Origin of the sequence: Geothrix campi (assembly GCF_024609265.1) — a bacterium.
In the GTDB taxonomy this organism is placed as follows: domain Bacteria; phylum Acidobacteriota; class Holophagae; order Holophagales; family Holophagaceae; genus Geothrix; species Geothrix campi.
In genome coordinates, this window is the sequence record NZ_JANHMP010000001.1 from 596,896 (window position 1) to 611,689 (window position 14,794).

Sequence of the window (14,794 nt, forward strand, 5' to 3'; positions counted from 1 at the left end):
CCAGAGGTCAAGCTCCCTCATGCCTTTTTCATGACGAAGAAGGGGCCGGCTGGCCCCTTCTTCGTCGGATCGGGAAGCCTCATCTCAGCCGGAATGGCATGGTGAACTTGAATCTGGCGGACACGGGTTTTCCTTTGACATTGGCGGGTTCGAACTCCCAGGCCCTGGCATAACCCACCGCGCAGGTGTGGAGTTCTGGGGGGCCCGAGATGGCCTTGGCATCCGTCACCTTGCCTTCGGTGTCGATGACCAGGACCACCACCACAGTGCCCTGAATGCGAGCGGCCTTGGCCTCCGGAGGGTAAGCGGGCGCCTCAGGTTGATGCTTGACGCGGATCTGCTTGAAGTCCACGTCCACGGGGTCCGCTGCCGCGGGTGCAGGCTTGGGGGCGTCGGTGGCCGCGAGTGTCGTGATGCCGAGAACCACCGCCAGCAGGAGGGCTGGAATGAGGGCGGCCAGGGGCGCGGCTGGAGCATGGGTGGCATGCGGGCGCAACAGTCGTTGAATGCGGGACATGAGGTGGCCTCCACTGGCCGCGGGGGCCAGATCGGGAATCAGGTTCGGTTGAGAGCGGAGTTCCTCCAGCCCGACGAGGGCGGAGGCGTAGAGGATCGGGTCGCCGCAGGCATTCACGGCCGCATCATCGCAGCAGTGCTCGCGTTCCTGGCGGATGCGCCGGGAGAGCCACCAGACGGCGGGGTGGTAGAACAACAACGCTTCCGCGAAGGTCTGGAGGACATTCGCAAGGAAGTCCCCACGGCGGACATGGGCCAGTTCGTGGGCCAGCAGGGCTTCCAAAGCCTCAGGGGTCAGGGCCAGGAAGGCCGCGGCCGGGACCAGCACCACGGGCTTCAGCCAGCCCAGCACCACGAGGGAATCCACCTGGTCGGACAACCCCAGGCGGACGGGTGCTTGCACTCGGCTGCGGATTCGCAGGAATTCGAACCGTGTCAGCCATTCGGTTGGCGGCGGCTGGAGGCTTCCCAGGCAGGGCCCATAGAGCCAGACCATGGATCGCCCCACCTGCATGAGCCGCAGGCTGAAACCCAGGATCCAGGCCAGGAACAGCCAGGGGATCCAGAGGCCGAGCTCCCCACGAAGCCGGACCATCCAGCCCACAGGGCCCTGTCCTTCACCGATGGGAACGATGGCCAAGGTTCCAGACACAGGCAGCGGATCGCCGCCGGTCGAGATCCAGGCCAGCGTGCCCGCGAAGGCGAACAGCAACAGGCCCAGGGTTCCCGCCGCGATGGCGTAGCGAAGTTCTGCGGAACGACGCCGCGTCCACCAGAGCGCCACCGCCGCCAGCAAGGTCAGCAGCACGCCCTGCCAGAGGCTGTGGAGCAGGGCCCAGCCAATGGCCTGCAACAAGGGGAAGGATGCGAGGTCGATCATCGAGTCCTCTCCTTCACTTCCTTCAGCAGCTTGCGGATGTCCTCCAGTTCCTCGGCCGAGGCGGGCTCGGCTTCGAGGGCTTGGAGCACGAGTTCCCGGCGGCTGCCCGCGAAGGCCTTGTGCAGGAGCTCCTTCAGCAGGCAGCGTTGGGTTTCGGCCTCCCCCTGGAGGGGCCGGTAGGTGTGGGAGCGCGCGCGTTCGTCCCGGGCCACCAGGCCCTTCTCCACCATGATCTGCATGAGCTTCAGCACGGTGGTGTAGCCCATGTCCCGGTCTTTCGACAGTTCGGTGTGCACATCCCGAACCGTCGAGGGGCCCCGCGACCAGAGGACCCGCAGGATGGCGAGCTCGCCATCGGACGGGCGGATGGGCACGGTGGACATGGAGCCTCCAGGGGGTCTGGAGATAACATACGAATCGATTCGTAAGTTGTCAACGAATTGGTTCGTACTTTTTGGGATCACAGGCCCAGCTGATCCATCCGTGCTTTGAGGCGCCCTTCGGAGAACAGAAGGTCGTCGGGATCCTTGGCCTTTTCGCGCCAGGCCTTCACAAATCCCTGCTGCCCCCGTTCGGCCGCCACGGCTTCGGCCAGGGCTTCGCCACCCGGCAGATTCCTGGGCATCAGGGCGTAGGCGGCATCCTTGAAGGCCTCGGCCGGATCGATCCAGCGCCAGCCCTTGGCACGAAAGAAGTCGATGACATCGCCCAGGAACAGCGCGTTGAGCAGGCGGCTGTGCATGAGGATCACATGGGGAATCTCCCGGCCGAAGACCTCGCGGCTCCAGGTGTCGTAGAAGCGGGCGCAGGCCCAGAGATGCTTCAGGTAGAGGTCACGGTACGGCGCCAGGTCGGCACTCGGCTCTTTCTCCAACCGCTGCCGCAACCGCTCGTCCAGCATGTAGTCGGCGGTATCGATGCTCACATGGCCGATGCCGTAGCCGTGGACCTTCAGGAAGGCGTAGAAGCCATCCCGCTTGGCCACCGTGTTTCCGGCCCGCAGGAAGGGATAGCGGTAGAGGTGGGTGAAACCTGGCAGGTCCCGGAGCACGGCTTCGCCGCTCAGCAGGTCTTCCTCGTAGGCCTTCAGCGTCACGTCGTCCTGGTTGAGGTCCCAGTGGCTGTAGCTGTGGTTGGCGAGGAGATGCCCGGCCTCGCCCCAGGTACGCAGGATGGCCTTGCCCTCGGGGGTGTCGCCGCCGTTCACGCCGTTGGCGAAGAGGATGGCCCGGACCTTGCGGTCTTTCAGGGTCGCCAGCATCACCCGGTGCTGGGCCGGGGCCTCCAGGCGGGGCGAGGGCCGCAGAAAGGGCGCATCATCCAGGCTCAAGGCCACTCTCTGCGCCGCCAGCGAACAGGCGAGGGGCATGGCGAGCAGCAGGCAAAGGACACGTTGGCGCACGGGACCCCCAAGAATCTTTTCGCCGGGATGGCGGCACTGGCCACAATCGTCCCATGCGGATCGCGGCCGTGGACGTTGGATCGAACTCCATCCACCTGGTGGTGGTGGAGGCGGATCCCATGGGCGGGCAGCAGGTCCTGGCCCGGGAGAAGGCCATGGTGCGTCTGGCCCGCGGCGAAGCGAACTCCGGCGAGATCGGTCCCGAGGCCTTCCAGGCCGGTCTCGAGGCCCTGGCCCAGATGGCGAAAGTCATCCAGAGCTTCGAGTGCGAAACCGTCATGGCCTGTGGCACGGCGGCCCTCCGCGACGCGAAGAACGCCCAGGCCTTCGTCATGGAGGCCGAGACGCTGGGCATCCCCATCCAGGTGATCTCGGGCGAAGAGGAGGCCCGGCTCATCCACCAGGCCGTCTCCCACGCCATCCCCTTCCCCCCGGAGCCCGTCACCCTAGTGGACATCGGCGGGGGCAGCACCGAGCTGACCTGGGTGCAAGCCGGCCGCGTATCCGCCAGCATCTCCCTGCCCTGGGGACTTCAGCGCCTGGCGGACGCCGCCCAGACCTCGAACCCGCCCTCGGCCCATGACCTCAAGAGCCTGCGGAAGATGATCCGCCGCATCCTGAAGAAGGCCCGCAGGGACCTGCCCACGGAGCTGCCCGAGCCCACGCTCCTCCTGGGCACCTCGGGCACGCTGGAGGATCTGGCGAGGGGTTCGGACGACGGCCGGGGCTTCACGGCTGAGCAACTCCGGGCCTACACCCTGAAACTCTGGCGGACGGACGCGCAGCAGCGCACCGAGCGCCTGGGCGTGGATCCCAAGCGCGCCGAGGTGCTGCATGTGGGTGCCATCTGGGCCCTGTCCCTGATGGAATGGCTGGGCACCCCGCCCCTCCGCCACCTCCCCGTGGGTTTGCGCGAGGGGATGATCTGGGAGGCCCTCAAGCACGGGGGCGCCTCCATCCCGCCCCTGGCGGACCGCCGTCGGGCTTCCATCGAGCAGCTGGCGGCACGCCTGGATCCCGACCCCGGCCACAGCCGTCACGTGGCCCGGCTGGCGGACCAGCTCTTCCTGGCCCTCCAGCCCCACTTCGAACTGGGCGATACCGAACGCCAGTGGCTGGCCTTCGCGGCGCGGGTGCACGACATCGGGTTCTCAGTCTCTGAGAAGGATCACCACAAACATGGGGAGTACCTGGTGCGCAACGCCACCCTGCCTGGCTTCTGGCCCGAGGAGGTGGACGTGCTGGCGCAGGTGGTGCGGTTCCACCGCGGCAAGCCGCCCCATCACGCCAAGCATGAGGCCTTCAGGGCTCTGGCACCCTGGCACCGCCAGGTGGTCCGCAAACTGGCGGCCCTGGTGCGGGGGGCAGATGCCCTGGACCGCCGCCGCCGCCAGGCCGTTCGGGACCTGTCGGTGGAGATCGATGAGGAGACGCTGCGAGTGCGCCTGGAGGCCTCCGGCGACGTGGAACCGGAGATGGACGCATTCCGTGAGAAGGCTGCGCTTCTGGGTACGCTGCTGGACCGCAGGATCGAAGTCACCGTAGTCTGATCTCTCCATGACTCTCGATGAGCTGATCAACGACTGGAACGGCCCCCTGGCGGAAGGCCGCATCCCGCTACTCCTCGACGAGACCTTGCGCGATGGGCTCCAGAGCCCTTCTGTCCGCGATCCGGACATCGCCGACAAGCGCGACCTCATCCACCTCCTCGCGCGCCTGGGCGTGGATGCCGTGGACCTGGGCATGCCCGGCGCGGGCCCCAAGGCCCTGGCCGCCGTAAGAGCGCTCATGGTGGAGATCCGGGACCATCGCCTGCCCCTCCACCCCAATGTGGCGGTGCGGACCCTGGAGGCCGACCTGGTCCAGGTGGCGGAAATCCAGCAGCGGGTGGGACTCCCCCTGGAGGCCGGAGCCTTTCTTGGATCCAGCCCCATCCGCATGGACGTGGAAGGCTGGGATCTGGCCTTCCTGGTGGATGCGACCCGCAAGGCCGTGGCCTTCTGCCGCCGTCACGAGGTGGGCGTGATGATGGTGACCGAGGACAGCACCCGGGCCCGGCCAGAGGTGCTGAAGGCGATCTATGCCGCGGCCCTGGACGAGGGCGCCCAATCCATCTGCCTCTCGGATACCTGTGGCCACGCCACGCCCGACGGGGTGCGGCGGCTGGTGCGCTTCATCAAGGACGAGGTCATCAAGGACCGTTCCGTGCATATCGATTGGCACGGGCACAACGACCGGGGTCTGGGCGTGGCCAACGCCATCGCCGCCTTCGAGGCCGGTGCGGATCGGCTCCACGGGACCATCCTGGGCATCGGTGAACGCTGCGGCAACGTGGCCCTGGACCAGCTCATGATCAACCTGCACCTCATGGGCTTCCCCAGGGGAGAGCTCTCGGACCTGCCAGCCTTGGCGGAACGTGTGGCCGAACTGTGCGGTGTGGAGATTCCCGCCAACTATCCGGTGCTGGGCCGGGACGCCTTCCGCACGGGCACCGGCGTCCATGCCGCCGCCATCGTGAAGGCTCTGCACCGCGGTGACGTGGAGCTGGCGGATGCCGTCTATTCCGGCGTCCCCGCCGCTCTGGTGGGCCGCCGCCAGGAGATCGAGATCGGTCCCATGGCGGGGCACAGCAACGTCGTCTACTGGCTCGAACTCAACGGCTACGATCCCACCCCCGACCGGGTGGAGCGCATCCTCCAGGCAGCCAAGAACAGTTCGAAGATCCTCAGCGAGACTGAGATACGGGCCGTTCTCTAGCTTTTCCGGTTCTTCCCGCCGACGATGAGGCGCGCCCGGGGTTGCGTCGTCAGATAGGCCCACAGCCACTCGAAGAAGACGAACACGCGGCTGCGGAAGTCCACGAGCAGCATGAGGTGGATGAAGAGCCAGGCCAGCCAGGCCGGATAGCCCGTGAAGCTCAGGCCGCCCACGCGGGCGACGGCCCGGCCCCGCCCCAGGGTCGCCATGCTGCCCTTGTCCCGGTAGCGGAAGGGCCGCCTGGGCCGCCCCGCCAGCGTGGCCAGGAGGTTGGCCGCGGCCCATTCCCCCTGCTGGATGGCCACCGGCGCCACACCGGGCAGCGGGCCCCCGGTGCCGTGGGTGAAGGCGGCTAGGTCCCCCACCACGAAAACCTCGGAATGGCCCGGGAGGCTGAGGTCAGGCTCCACGAGCACCCGCCCGAGACGGTCCACGGGTCCGCCCAGGCTGGCGCCCAGGGGCACGGCCGCCACCCCCGCAGCCCACAGCACCGTCCGCGTGGGGATGCGCTCTCCGCCCAGTTGCACGGCCCGCTCATCGATGCCCGTGATGGGCTGGCCCAGACGCACCTCGACGCCGATGCGCTCCAGGCTCTCCACGGCCTTTTCGGACAGCCCGACCCCGAGATTCGCCAGGATGGCCGGACCCGCCTCCACCAGGATGACCCGGGCGCGATCCGTGCGGATGCGCCGGAATTCCCGCGGCAGGGTCAGCCGGGCCATCTCCTTCAGCGTGCCGGCCAGCTCCACGCCCGTGGGGCCACCCCCGACGACGACGAAGGTCAGCCACTCGCGGCGGAGCTCCGGATCCTCCTCCTGCTCCGCCTGCTCGAAGCTGAGCAGGAAACGCCGGCGGATCTCCAGGGCGTCCTCCAGGGTCTTGAGTCCCGGGGCCAGGCCCGCCCAAGCGTCCCGCCCGAAGTACGAGCTGCGGGAACCCGCGGCGAGGATGAGGAAGTCATAGGACAGGGCTCGCCCGTCTGCCAGGACCGCCTGCCGGGCACCCAGGTCCACGGAGGCGACTTCTCCGAGCACCACATCGGCGTTGGTCTGGTCCCGAAGGATGTGGCGGATGGGGGCGGCGATGTCGGCCGGCGAGAGCGTGGCCGAGGCCACCTGGTAGAGGAGAGGCTGGAACAAGTGGTGGTTTTGGCGGTCCACCAGCACGACGTGGACCGGCGCATCGGCGAGGGCCCGGGCGGCCCGCAGCCCCCCGAACCCGCCACCGACGATCACCACCGTGGGACGAGCCGGCTCCGTCACCGCTTCTAGCTCCGCATGTGCGTCACGAGGACGTAGGAGGACTCAAGTCCAGTGAGCGCGTGAGGCTGGTCCTTGTCGAAGACCACCCGGTCCCCGGGGACCATGGGGATCCACGTTTCGCCCTTGAGCACCTCGATGCGCCCAGTCAGGAGCTGGGCGCTGGCGGCGTAGGGCGCCTGATGAGGGGCGATCTTGACCCCCATCGGCAGGGCGACCAGCACCACCTTGATGCCATGCTCCACATCGATGAGCGGCAGGGTGGCCCGCTGGGATTCGGGCATGGGCAGGGCTTCCTGCAGATTCGTGATGGTCATGGGAGGTTCCTTTCTCGACAGCCCGATCAGGCCGCATCTTTCGGTTCAGGGGTGAACACCAGCCTCAGGGTGCCGTAGGCGATGGGGAGGGCACCGACGAGCAGGAAGACCATGTCGGCCACGATGCGGACCCACTCCAGCGTGTGGAAGGTGCCACCCATGAGGTAGGTCAGGCGGCGGGCATGCCAGTAGCCATTGGAGAGCACGTCCCACAGCTGGATGACGCCCCCGGGGAACAGATCCAGGACCACCATCAGGCCAAGGCCGATGTTGAGGCCCCAGAAACCGGTGCGGATGAACTTCTCCACCCGCTCCCAGGCCCGATCGCCCTTGAGCTCCCGCAGGCAGAAGACCAGGACTGCCAAGGCCAACATCCCGAAGACGCCGAACATGGCCGCGTGGCCATGGTTGGCCGTGAGCGTCGTGCCGATCTCGAAGTAGGACACGATGGGCAGGTTGATGAGGAAGCCGAAGACGCCCGCCCCCACGAAATTCCACACGCCCACCGCGATGAGGAACTTGATGGCCCAGCGTTGCTTGGCCGCCAGGGGGCGGCCACAGTCTTCGCAGTCCTTGTCCTGCAGGCGGATGAAGTCCCAGGCGTCCAGCGTCAACAGCGTGAGCGGGACCACCTCCAGGGCGGAGAAGCTGGCCGCCAGCCCCATGTTCAGAGTCCCCTGCCCCGTGAAGTACCAGTGGTGGCCGATGCCCATGATGCCGCCGGCCAGATAGAGGATGGCGTCCAGGTAGACGAGCCGCGTGGCGGATTTCGCGGTGACGAGGCCCAGCTGGTAGAACATCACCGCCACCAGCACCGTCGCGAAGAGCTCGAAGAAGCCCTCCACCCAGAGGTGGATGATCCAGAAGCGCCAGTTGTCGATGACGGCAAAGTTGGTGCGGGGCCCGTAGAACAGGGCCGGCACGTAGAAGAGCGGGATGGCGATGGCCGCGTAGAAGAAGAGGGAGGGCAGCTCCCCCTGCTCGCCGCCCTTCATGGCCGGGCGCAGGGCCCGGAACATGAGGAAGAGCCAGAAGATGAGACCGACGGCCAGCAGCAGCTGCCAGAAGCGGCCCAGGTCCAGGTATTCGCTCCCCTGGTGTCCCAGCCAGAACCACAGGCTGCCCAGATAGCCATTGATCCCCAGAAACTCGCCGAACAGGCTGCCGAAAACCACGATGGCCAGGGCGCCGAGGAGGAGGAGCACGCCGGCCTTCTGGCCCTTGGGCTCGGCCCCGCCCACCAGGGGCGCCAGGAAGAGCCCTCCCCCCACCCAGGCCGTGGCGATCCAGAAGATCGCCAGCTGCAGGTGCCAGGTGCGGGCAAGATTGTACGGCAGGATGCTGGCCAGATTGAACCCGTAGAAGCCATCCGGCTCGACGCGATAGTGCGCCAGGGCCCCGCCAAGAGCCGCCTGACCAAGGAACAGCAGAGCCACCACGGCGAAGAACAGGCCGACGGCCTTCTGGCTGGGGGTGAGGGTCCAGGCGTGAAGCCGGCTTTCCTCCGCGTGTTTCCAGCCCGCCTCACCGGCCCAACCCAGGTAGTCGAACTTCCCGAAGATGAAGAGGATCAGGCCGAGGCCGCCCAGCAGCGTGATGAGGCTCATGGCGCTCCACAGGTAGGTCGACGCCGTGGGCGTGTTGCCTACCAGTGGCTCATAGGGCCAGTTGTTGGTGTAGGAGTAGTCCTTCCCCGGGCGGGGCGCCACCGTGGCCCAGGTGGCCCAGGCGAAGTAGGTCGTGAGGTTCCGCAACTCCCCCTCGTCCTGGATGTATTTGGCGGGCAGCCCCACTGCGGCTTTGGCCCCGGAGAAGTAGGTTTTCCACTCATCCACCTGGGTGCGGTAGGCCGCAGCCTCCAGATTCGTAAACCGGAGCGTGTCCGTACCCGGATCGTACCGATTCTGTTTGATCTGGGAGGCCACCAGGGCCCCGATCTCAAGGGCCTGCCCTTCGTTCAGGTCCTTGAAGGCCTTGCCATAGCGCGCCTGTGCCAGAATGTCCCGGCCGATTTCCGCCAGACGGTGCAGGTACTCGGCGGTGTAGTCGGGACCCAGGTAGGCGCCGTGACCCCAAAGGGTGCCGTGCTCCATGAGGCCGTACTTCAGGAAGACCTCTTGGCCATCCTTGATCTCCTCTCCCGTGAAGAGGACCTGTCCCGCCTCCCCCACGACCCGAGCAGGGATCGGCGGGGCGCCCGCATAGGTCTTCGCTGTGACCCAGATCAGCAGGCTGAAGCCGAAGATCATCACCAGGATGACGGCCTGGCGCCAGCGAGGAGAAAGAGGGCCTGTATCGGAGTGTGCGCTGTTCATGGTTGGTCCCTTCCTGGCGGAGGCCGTAAAAACCAATCAAACAGTGCTCTTGAAAGCATCAATGCTCAAGGCACAATTCGGACCTGGGCGTTTGAAACCTGGCCACACCCCTCCGCTACGACCATCGGGTGGTTCCGGTGGCTGGTCAGGTCCCTTGGCCCATCCCAGAGATCTCGCCGGCACTGAGCCGCCGGATCCCCTCTGCGGTCGCGACCTTCAAGCGGCCATCAGGCTCCCAACCCAGGCAGGTGCCCTGCCCGTCTTCCCAATGGATGAAGACCCCCGTCTCCGGCCATCGGAAAAGGGGTTGAAGATCCTGTGCCAAGTTACTCCACAATTGGGTGATATGAGTAGCCAATGAACGAGAGGAAGGGTGACTCAACCCCAATTCCGCCAGACAGGCGGGGGGGATGGACCGGTCGGGAAGGTCGGGTGCCTTGGCGAGGTTCACGCCCAGGCCCAGGATGAGGCGCCCGCCGATCTGCTCGCCCAGGATGCCGCCCACCTTCACCAGGCGGCTGGCCTTCCATGCCACGAGGTCGTTGGGCCACTTCAACCCGAGAGCCTCCCCTTCTGGATCCAGCACGGAAGCGGCCGCGGTCATGGCGCGCTGGAGCACCACGCCAGGGGCCACGCCAGAGGGCGCAGGCAGCATCGCGGACAGCCAGAGTCCGGCGCCGGCGGCGCTTTCCCAGCGGTTGCCCTGGCGACCGCGGCCCTCAGTTTGGCAATCGGCCAGTACCGCGCAGAAACCCAGGTGGGGATTCCGGCGCAGGAAGGCCTGGGTGGAATCCACCTCGGCCAGGTGGATCAGAGGCAGGGTCATGCTACTTCCGGCTGCCCTGGTTGCGGAGCCAGAGGATGCGCAGGCCATCCAGGGTAAGGTCCGGCGCCTCCAGCCGGATGTGACGGGTGTGGGGACCGATCACCCTCGCGAGGCCGCCCGTGGACACCACCTTGGCCTCCGGGATGTCCGCCAGCAGACGCTCCAGGATGCCGTCCACCATGCCCACGTAGCCGTAGAAGATGCCCGCCTGCATGGCCTGGACGGTGTTGCGGCCCACCAGACGGTCGGGCTCGGCCACTTCCACCCGCGGCAGGCGGCTGGCCCGCTGGAAGAGGGCGTCAGCGCTGATCTTCAGGCCCGGGCAGATGAGGCCGCCCAGGTACTCCCGCTTGGCGTTGACCACATCGAAGGTGGTGGCGGTGCCGAAGTCCACGACGATGATGGGCGCCCCGTAGGCCTCGATGGCCGCCACGGCGTTCACCAGCCGATCCGCACCCAGCTCCGCCGGGTTGTCGATGAGGACCTTCACGCCGGTCTTGACGCCGGGCTCGACGTAGAAGGCCTCCACGCCGAAGTAGATCGAAGCCAGGCTCATGAGGATGGGATGGAGGGGTGGCACCACGCAGGAGATGGCGACGTGCTTGATCTGGCTGGCTTCGATGCCCTGATGGCGCATGAGCGCCAGAGCGGAGACGCCGTACTCGTCCACGGTGCGTTCGCGGCTGGTGGCCAGGCGCCAGGAGCAGACGAGGGGCGAGTCCGGTCCTTTTGACAGATCGTAGATTCCCAGCACCACGTTGGTGTTGCCCACATCGACGGCCAACAGAAGACTCATGCACACTCCGAGCGTTCCAGGATCGCCTGCCAAGGCCCGGCCCGCCACCCCCTTGTGATGCCCATTCCGGCCGGCTCCGATACCCTTGGCTTTTCGCCTGGAGTCCCCCATGCCCCGCACCATGATCGAGCCGTTCCGCATCAAGTCCGTGGAGCCCATCCGCATGACCAGCCCGCAGGAGCGCCTGGAAATGCTGGAGTCCGCCAAGTTGAACGTCTTCAAACTGAGGGCCGAGGACGTGCTGCTGGATTGGCTGACCGATTCCGGCACGGGCGCCATGAGCTCGGCCCAGTGGGGCGCCATCATGGTCGGCGATGAAAGCTACGCCGGCGCCCGCAGCTTCTTCCGCCTGGAGGCGGTGCTTAAGGACATCACGGGCATGGCCCACTTCGTCCCCACCCACCAGGGTCGTGCTGCCGAGAAGGTGCTCTTCACGGCCGTGTGCAAACAGGGCGATCTGGTGCCCAACAACTGCCACTTCGACACCACCCGCGCCAACCTGGAATACAACGGTGTCGAAGCCGTGGACCTGGTGATCCCCGAGGGACTGCAGCCCAGCCTCATCCATCCCTTCAAGGGCAACATCGATCTCGCCCGCGTGGAGGAGGTGCTCAAGAAGGAAGGTCACCGCATCCCCTTCGGCATGATCACCGTGACCAACAACACCGGTGGCGGCCAGCCCGTCTCCATGGCCAACATCCGCGCCTACGCCGCGCTCCTCAAGGCATACGGCAAGCCCTTCATCATGGACGTCTGCCGCTTCGCGGAGAACGCCATGTTCATCAAGCTCCGGGAGGACGGCTACCAGGACACCTCGATCAAGGCCATCTGCCAGGAGATGTTCAGCTATGCCGATGGCTGCACCATGAGCGCCAAGAAGGACGCCCTGGTGAACATGGGCGGCTTCATCATGCTGCGCAGCGACGAGTGGCTCGACCCCGTCCGCAACATGCTCATCCTCACCGAGGGCTTCCCCACCTACGGCGGCCTGGCTGGGCGGGACCTGGAGGCCATGGCCGTGGGCCTGGAGGAGGGGATGCACGAGGATTACCTCCGCTACCGCCTGCGCACCGCCGAGTACCTGGGTGAGAAGCTGGAGGCGGCGGGCGTGGGCTTCGTGAAGCCCACTGGTGGCCATGCCGTCTACATCGACGCCAAGACCGTGCTGCCGGATATGCCCATCTCGCAGTACCCGGCCTGGGCGCTCTGCAACGCCCTCTACCTGGAAGGCGGCATCCGGGGCGTGGAGATCGGCTCCGTCATGTTCGGCAAGCACCTGGACGACGGCACCGAGACCTACCACAGCATGGAGCTGGTGCGCCTGGCCTTCCCCCGCCGCATGTATACCCAGAGCCACTTCGACTTCGCGGCCGAGGTCATCGCCGAGGTGAAGGCCAAGGCCAAGGAGATCCGCGGCGTCCGTATCGTCAAGCAGAGCAAGTACCTGCGGCATTTCACTGCCGAGATGGCCTGGGCGTAGGGCTATGATGGGCGGAACCTCCCTCAGGACCGCCCATGACCGCCACCCCGCTGGAAGCTCTCTTCGCCCGCCAGCAGGCTGCCCGCTGGCGGGTGGCGGCGACGTCTGCCGACCAACGCAAGGCCAAGCTCAGGGCCCTCCTGGAGGCCCTCATGGCCCACCGGGGCGAGGCCCAGGCAGCCCTGGTCGAGGACTTCCGGAAAGCGCCGGAGGAAGTCGATCTCACAGAGCTCTATCCCGTCATCTCCGAGATCAAGGAGGCCCTGCGGCACCTGCGCCGCTGGATGAAGCCGCGGCGGGTTCCGACGCCCATCGGCCTCTTCGGCAGTGCTGGCACCATCCGCCATGAACCCAAGGGCGTGGTGCTCATCGTCAGCCCTTGGAACTACCCCATCTACTTGACGCTCGGGCCCCTGGTATCGGCCATCGCCGCCGGCAACTGCGCCATCCTCAAGCCCTCGGAGTTCACGCCGCACACCAACGCATTCCTTCGGAAGCTGCTGGCGGGGCTCTTCCCGGAGGAGGAGGCGGCCCTGGTGGAAGGGGAGGCCGACACGGCCCAGGCCCTCCTGGCCCTGCCCTTCGATCATGTCTTCTTCACGGGCAGCCCCGCCGTGGGCAAGGTGGTCATGAAGGCCGCCGCGGAGCATCTGGCTTCGGTGACGCTGGAGCTGGGCGGCAAGTCGCCGGTGCTCGTGGACGCGGACGCCAACCTGCGCGAGACCGCCCGGAAGATCGCCTGGGGCAAGGGCCTCAACGGTGGCCAGACCTGTGTGGCTCCGGACTACGTGCTGGTGCACGAACGGATCCACGACCACCTGGTGGAGGAGCTGAAGCAGGCCTTCACGGCCTTCTACGGCGTCACCCCAGAGGCTCGCCAGGCCAGCCCTGATCTCGCCCGCATCATCAACGACAGGCACTTCACGCGGCTCCAGTCGCTGCTGAGCGGCTCCGCCGCCCAGATCGCCTTCGGCGGAGCCACGGATGCGGCCTCGCGCTACATCGAACCGACGATCCTGACCGGGGTGGACCCGGCCTCGCCGGTCATGCAGGAGGAGATCTTCGGCCCCCTCCTGCCGGTCCTGAAGGTCAGGGACATGGCCGATGCTGTGGCCTTCGTGAATGCGCGTCCCAAACCCCTGGCTCTCTACGTCTTCAGCGGCAGCCGCCGGACCGCCGAGAGCCTCATCGCCCGAACCACCGCGGGGGGAACCTGCATCAATGACACGGTGCTGCACTTCGCCCACACCGGTCTGCCCACCGGCGGCGTGAACACCTCCGGCTTCGGCAAGGCCCACGGCCGGCACGGCTTCGAGGCCTTCTCCAACGCCCGCGGCATCCTGCGCCAGCGCACCCGCTTTTCCGCCATCCAGCTCATGTACCCGCCCTACACCGGCTTCGTGCGGCGGATGATCGACCTGACGCTGCGCTACTTCTAGTGCCGGCCCACGAACTCGTCCATGCTGCGGTTTACTCCGAAGAAGCCCAGCACGGCGTCAAACAGGAAGGGTGGCAGCACTCGGATCACGGGAACGGTCATCACGAAACGGGGCATGATCAGCCGCGAGCGGTTCCCCGCGATGGCCCTCATGATGCGCCGTACCACATAGTCCGGCTTGAGGATGGGCAGCAACCAGGCGAATCGGGTCTTCACCCCCTCGAACATGCCCGTGTCGATGAAGAAGGGGCACACCACGGTGGTCCGCACGGGACTGCCCAGGCGCTTCAGTTCCATGCGCAGGGATTCGTCGAAACCCACGGCCGCGAACTTCGAAGAAGCGTAGTCCACCAGCCGCGACGTGCCCGCCAGACCAGCAGCGGACGCCACTGTGACGATGTGGCCCTTCCCCACCGCCAGCATACCCGGCAGGAAGGCCCGCACGGTCCAGAAGCTGGCCAGGGTGTTCACCTGGAAAGTACGCTCGATGGCGTCGTCGCTGCATTCCAGCAGGGTCTTGCCAGAGACGATGCCGGCGTTGTTGATGAGGATGTCCACGCCCCCGCGTTGGGCCAGCACCTCGGCGCAGGTGGCCTGCAGGGCCGCGCGATCGGAGAGATCCACCACGAAGCCCCCGGCACCGCCCTTCCCCCCCTGGATGGCCTCACAGACCTCGGTCAGGCCTTTGGCATCCCGGTCCAGGAGGCTCACGCGGGCCCCTCGCTGGACCGCCTCCAGGGCCATGAGACGGCCCAGGCCACTGGCCGCACCGGTGATGAGGACGTGGGCGCCGCGGAAATCGGTCATG

Annotated in this window: 13 protein-coding genes; 4 read left to right on the forward strand and 9 right to left on the reverse strand. The window is 66.9% G+C overall.

The window, feature by feature from the left end; all coding sequences use genetic code 11:
* Positions 1–79: 79 nt before the first annotated feature.
* From NOV65_RS02865 to NOV65_RS02875, 3 genes are all read right to left on the reverse strand, one after another.
* Entirely contained in the window at positions 80–1,396 is a 1,317-nt protein-coding gene (locus tag NOV65_RS02865) for a M56 family metallopeptidase (RefSeq protein ID WP_257304109.1), read from the reverse strand.
* The gene (locus NOV65_RS02870) at positions 1,393–1,779 is read right to left on the reverse strand and encodes a BlaI/MecI/CopY family transcriptional regulator (protein ID WP_257304111.1); all 387 of its coding nucleotides are present in this window, start codon (positions 1,777–1,779) and stop codon (positions 1,393–1,395) included. The genes NOV65_RS02865 and NOV65_RS02870 overlap by 4 nt, the downstream gene beginning before the upstream one ends.
* A gap of 77 nt (positions 1,780–1,856) precedes the next feature.
* On the reverse strand, positions 1,857–2,798 hold the full coding sequence (locus NOV65_RS02875) for a polysaccharide deacetylase family protein (protein ID WP_257304113.1): 942 nt from the start codon (positions 2,796–2,798) through the stop codon (positions 1,857–1,859).
* A gap of 53 nt (positions 2,799–2,851) precedes the next feature.
* On the opposite strand from NOV65_RS02875, the gene NOV65_RS02880 reads away from it, so the two are divergent.
* Together NOV65_RS02880 and NOV65_RS02885 are read left to right on the forward strand one after the other, a co-directional pair.
* Entirely contained in the window at positions 2,852–4,348 is a 1,497-nt protein-coding gene (locus NOV65_RS02880) for a Ppx/GppA phosphatase family protein (protein ID WP_257304115.1), read from the forward strand.
* A 7-nt stretch (positions 4,349–4,355) separates the two neighbouring features.
* Positions 4,356–5,555, forward strand: coding sequence for a LeuA family protein (locus NOV65_RS02885; protein ID WP_257304118.1), 1,200 nt, complete (start codon positions 4,356–4,358; stop codon positions 5,553–5,555).
* Here the strand turns inward: NOV65_RS02885 and NOV65_RS02890 are convergent.
* The 5 genes from NOV65_RS02890 to NOV65_RS02910 all read right to left on the reverse strand — a co-directional run bounded on the left by NOV65_RS02890 (position 5,552) and on the right by NOV65_RS02910 (position 11,068).
* Positions 5,552–6,817 (reverse strand): NAD(P)/FAD-dependent oxidoreductase, encoded by a 1,266-nt coding sequence (locus tag NOV65_RS02890; RefSeq protein ID WP_257304119.1) that lies wholly within the window; start codon positions 6,815–6,817, stop codon positions 5,552–5,554. The genes NOV65_RS02885 and NOV65_RS02890 overlap by 4 nt on opposite strands.
* A 5-nt stretch (positions 6,818–6,822) precedes the next feature.
* Positions 6,823–7,131: a cupin domain-containing protein gene (locus NOV65_RS02895; RefSeq protein ID WP_257304121.1), complete on the reverse strand. Its 309-nt coding sequence runs from the start codon at positions 7,129–7,131 to the stop codon at positions 6,823–6,825.
* A 26-nt stretch (positions 7,132–7,157) separates the two neighbouring features.
* On the reverse strand, positions 7,158–9,446 hold the full coding sequence (locus tag NOV65_RS02900; RefSeq protein WP_257304122.1) for a nitric-oxide reductase large subunit: 2,289 nt from the start codon (positions 9,444–9,446) through the stop codon (positions 7,158–7,160).
* Positions 9,447–9,591: 145 nt separating this feature from the next.
* Positions 9,592–10,272 (reverse strand): biotin--[acetyl-CoA-carboxylase] ligase, encoded by a 681-nt coding sequence (locus tag NOV65_RS02905; RefSeq protein ID WP_257304124.1) that lies wholly within the window; start codon positions 10,270–10,272, stop codon positions 9,592–9,594.
* A gap of 1 nt (position 10,273) precedes the next feature.
* Positions 10,274–11,068 (reverse strand): type III pantothenate kinase, encoded by a 795-nt coding sequence (locus NOV65_RS02910; protein WP_257304125.1) that lies wholly within the window; start codon positions 11,066–11,068, stop codon positions 10,274–10,276.
* Between the two features lie 109 nt (positions 11,069–11,177).
* On the opposite strand from NOV65_RS02910, the gene NOV65_RS02915 reads away from it, so the two are divergent.
* Both NOV65_RS02915 and NOV65_RS02920 read left to right on the forward strand, forming a co-directional pair.
* The gene (locus NOV65_RS02915; protein WP_257304127.1) at positions 11,178–12,548 is read left to right on the forward strand and encodes a tryptophanase; all 1,371 of its coding nucleotides are present in this window, start codon (positions 11,178–11,180) and stop codon (positions 12,546–12,548) included.
* Positions 12,549–12,583: 35 nt separating this feature from the next.
* A complete protein-coding gene (locus NOV65_RS02920; RefSeq protein ID WP_257304128.1) occupies positions 12,584–13,987 on the forward strand; it encodes an aldehyde dehydrogenase family protein in 1,404 nt (467 codons plus the stop codon).
* Here the strand turns inward: NOV65_RS02920 and NOV65_RS02925 are convergent.
* Entirely contained in the window at positions 13,984–14,793 is an 810-nt protein-coding gene (locus NOV65_RS02925; RefSeq protein WP_257304130.1) for an SDR family oxidoreductase, read from the reverse strand. The genes NOV65_RS02920 and NOV65_RS02925 overlap by 4 nt on opposite strands.
* Position 14,794 lies beyond the last annotated feature (1 nt).

Coding starts and splice junctions, on each gene's coding strand:
- NOV65_RS02910 (WP_257304125.1), bottom strand. CDS start 11,068: ATGAGTCTTCTGTTGGCCGTCGATGTGGGCAACACCAACGTGGTGCTG.
- NOV65_RS02905 (WP_257304124.1), bottom strand. CDS start 10,272: ATGACCCTGCCTCTGATCCACCTGGCCGAGGTGGATTCCACCCAGGCC.
- NOV65_RS02870 (WP_257304111.1), bottom strand. CDS start 1,779: ATGTCCACCGTGCCCATCCGCCCGTCCGATGGCGAGCTCGCCATCCTG.
- NOV65_RS02865 (WP_257304109.1), bottom strand. CDS start 1,396: ATGATCGACCTCGCATCCTTCCCCTTGTTGCAGGCCATTGGCTGGGCC.
- NOV65_RS02885 (WP_257304118.1), top strand. CDS start 4,356: ATGACTCTCGATGAGCTGATCAACGACTGGAACGGCCCCCTGGCGGAA.
- NOV65_RS02920 (WP_257304128.1), top strand. CDS start 12,584: ATGACCGCCACCCCGCTGGAAGCTCTCTTCGCCCGCCAGCAGGCTGCC.
- NOV65_RS02925 (WP_257304130.1), bottom strand. CDS start 14,793: ATGACCGATTTCCGCGGCGCCCACGTCCTCATCACCGGTGCGGCCAGT.
- NOV65_RS02880 (WP_257304115.1), top strand. CDS start 2,852: ATGCGGATCGCGGCCGTGGACGTTGGATCGAACTCCATCCACCTGGTG.
- NOV65_RS02895 (WP_257304121.1), bottom strand. CDS start 7,131: ATGACCATCACGAATCTGCAGGAAGCCCTGCCCATGCCCGAATCCCAG.
- NOV65_RS02915 (WP_257304127.1), top strand. CDS start 11,178: ATGCCCCGCACCATGATCGAGCCGTTCCGCATCAAGTCCGTGGAGCCC.
- NOV65_RS02900 (WP_257304122.1), bottom strand. CDS start 9,446: ATGAACAGCGCACACTCCGATACAGGCCCTCTTTCTCCTCGCTGGCGC.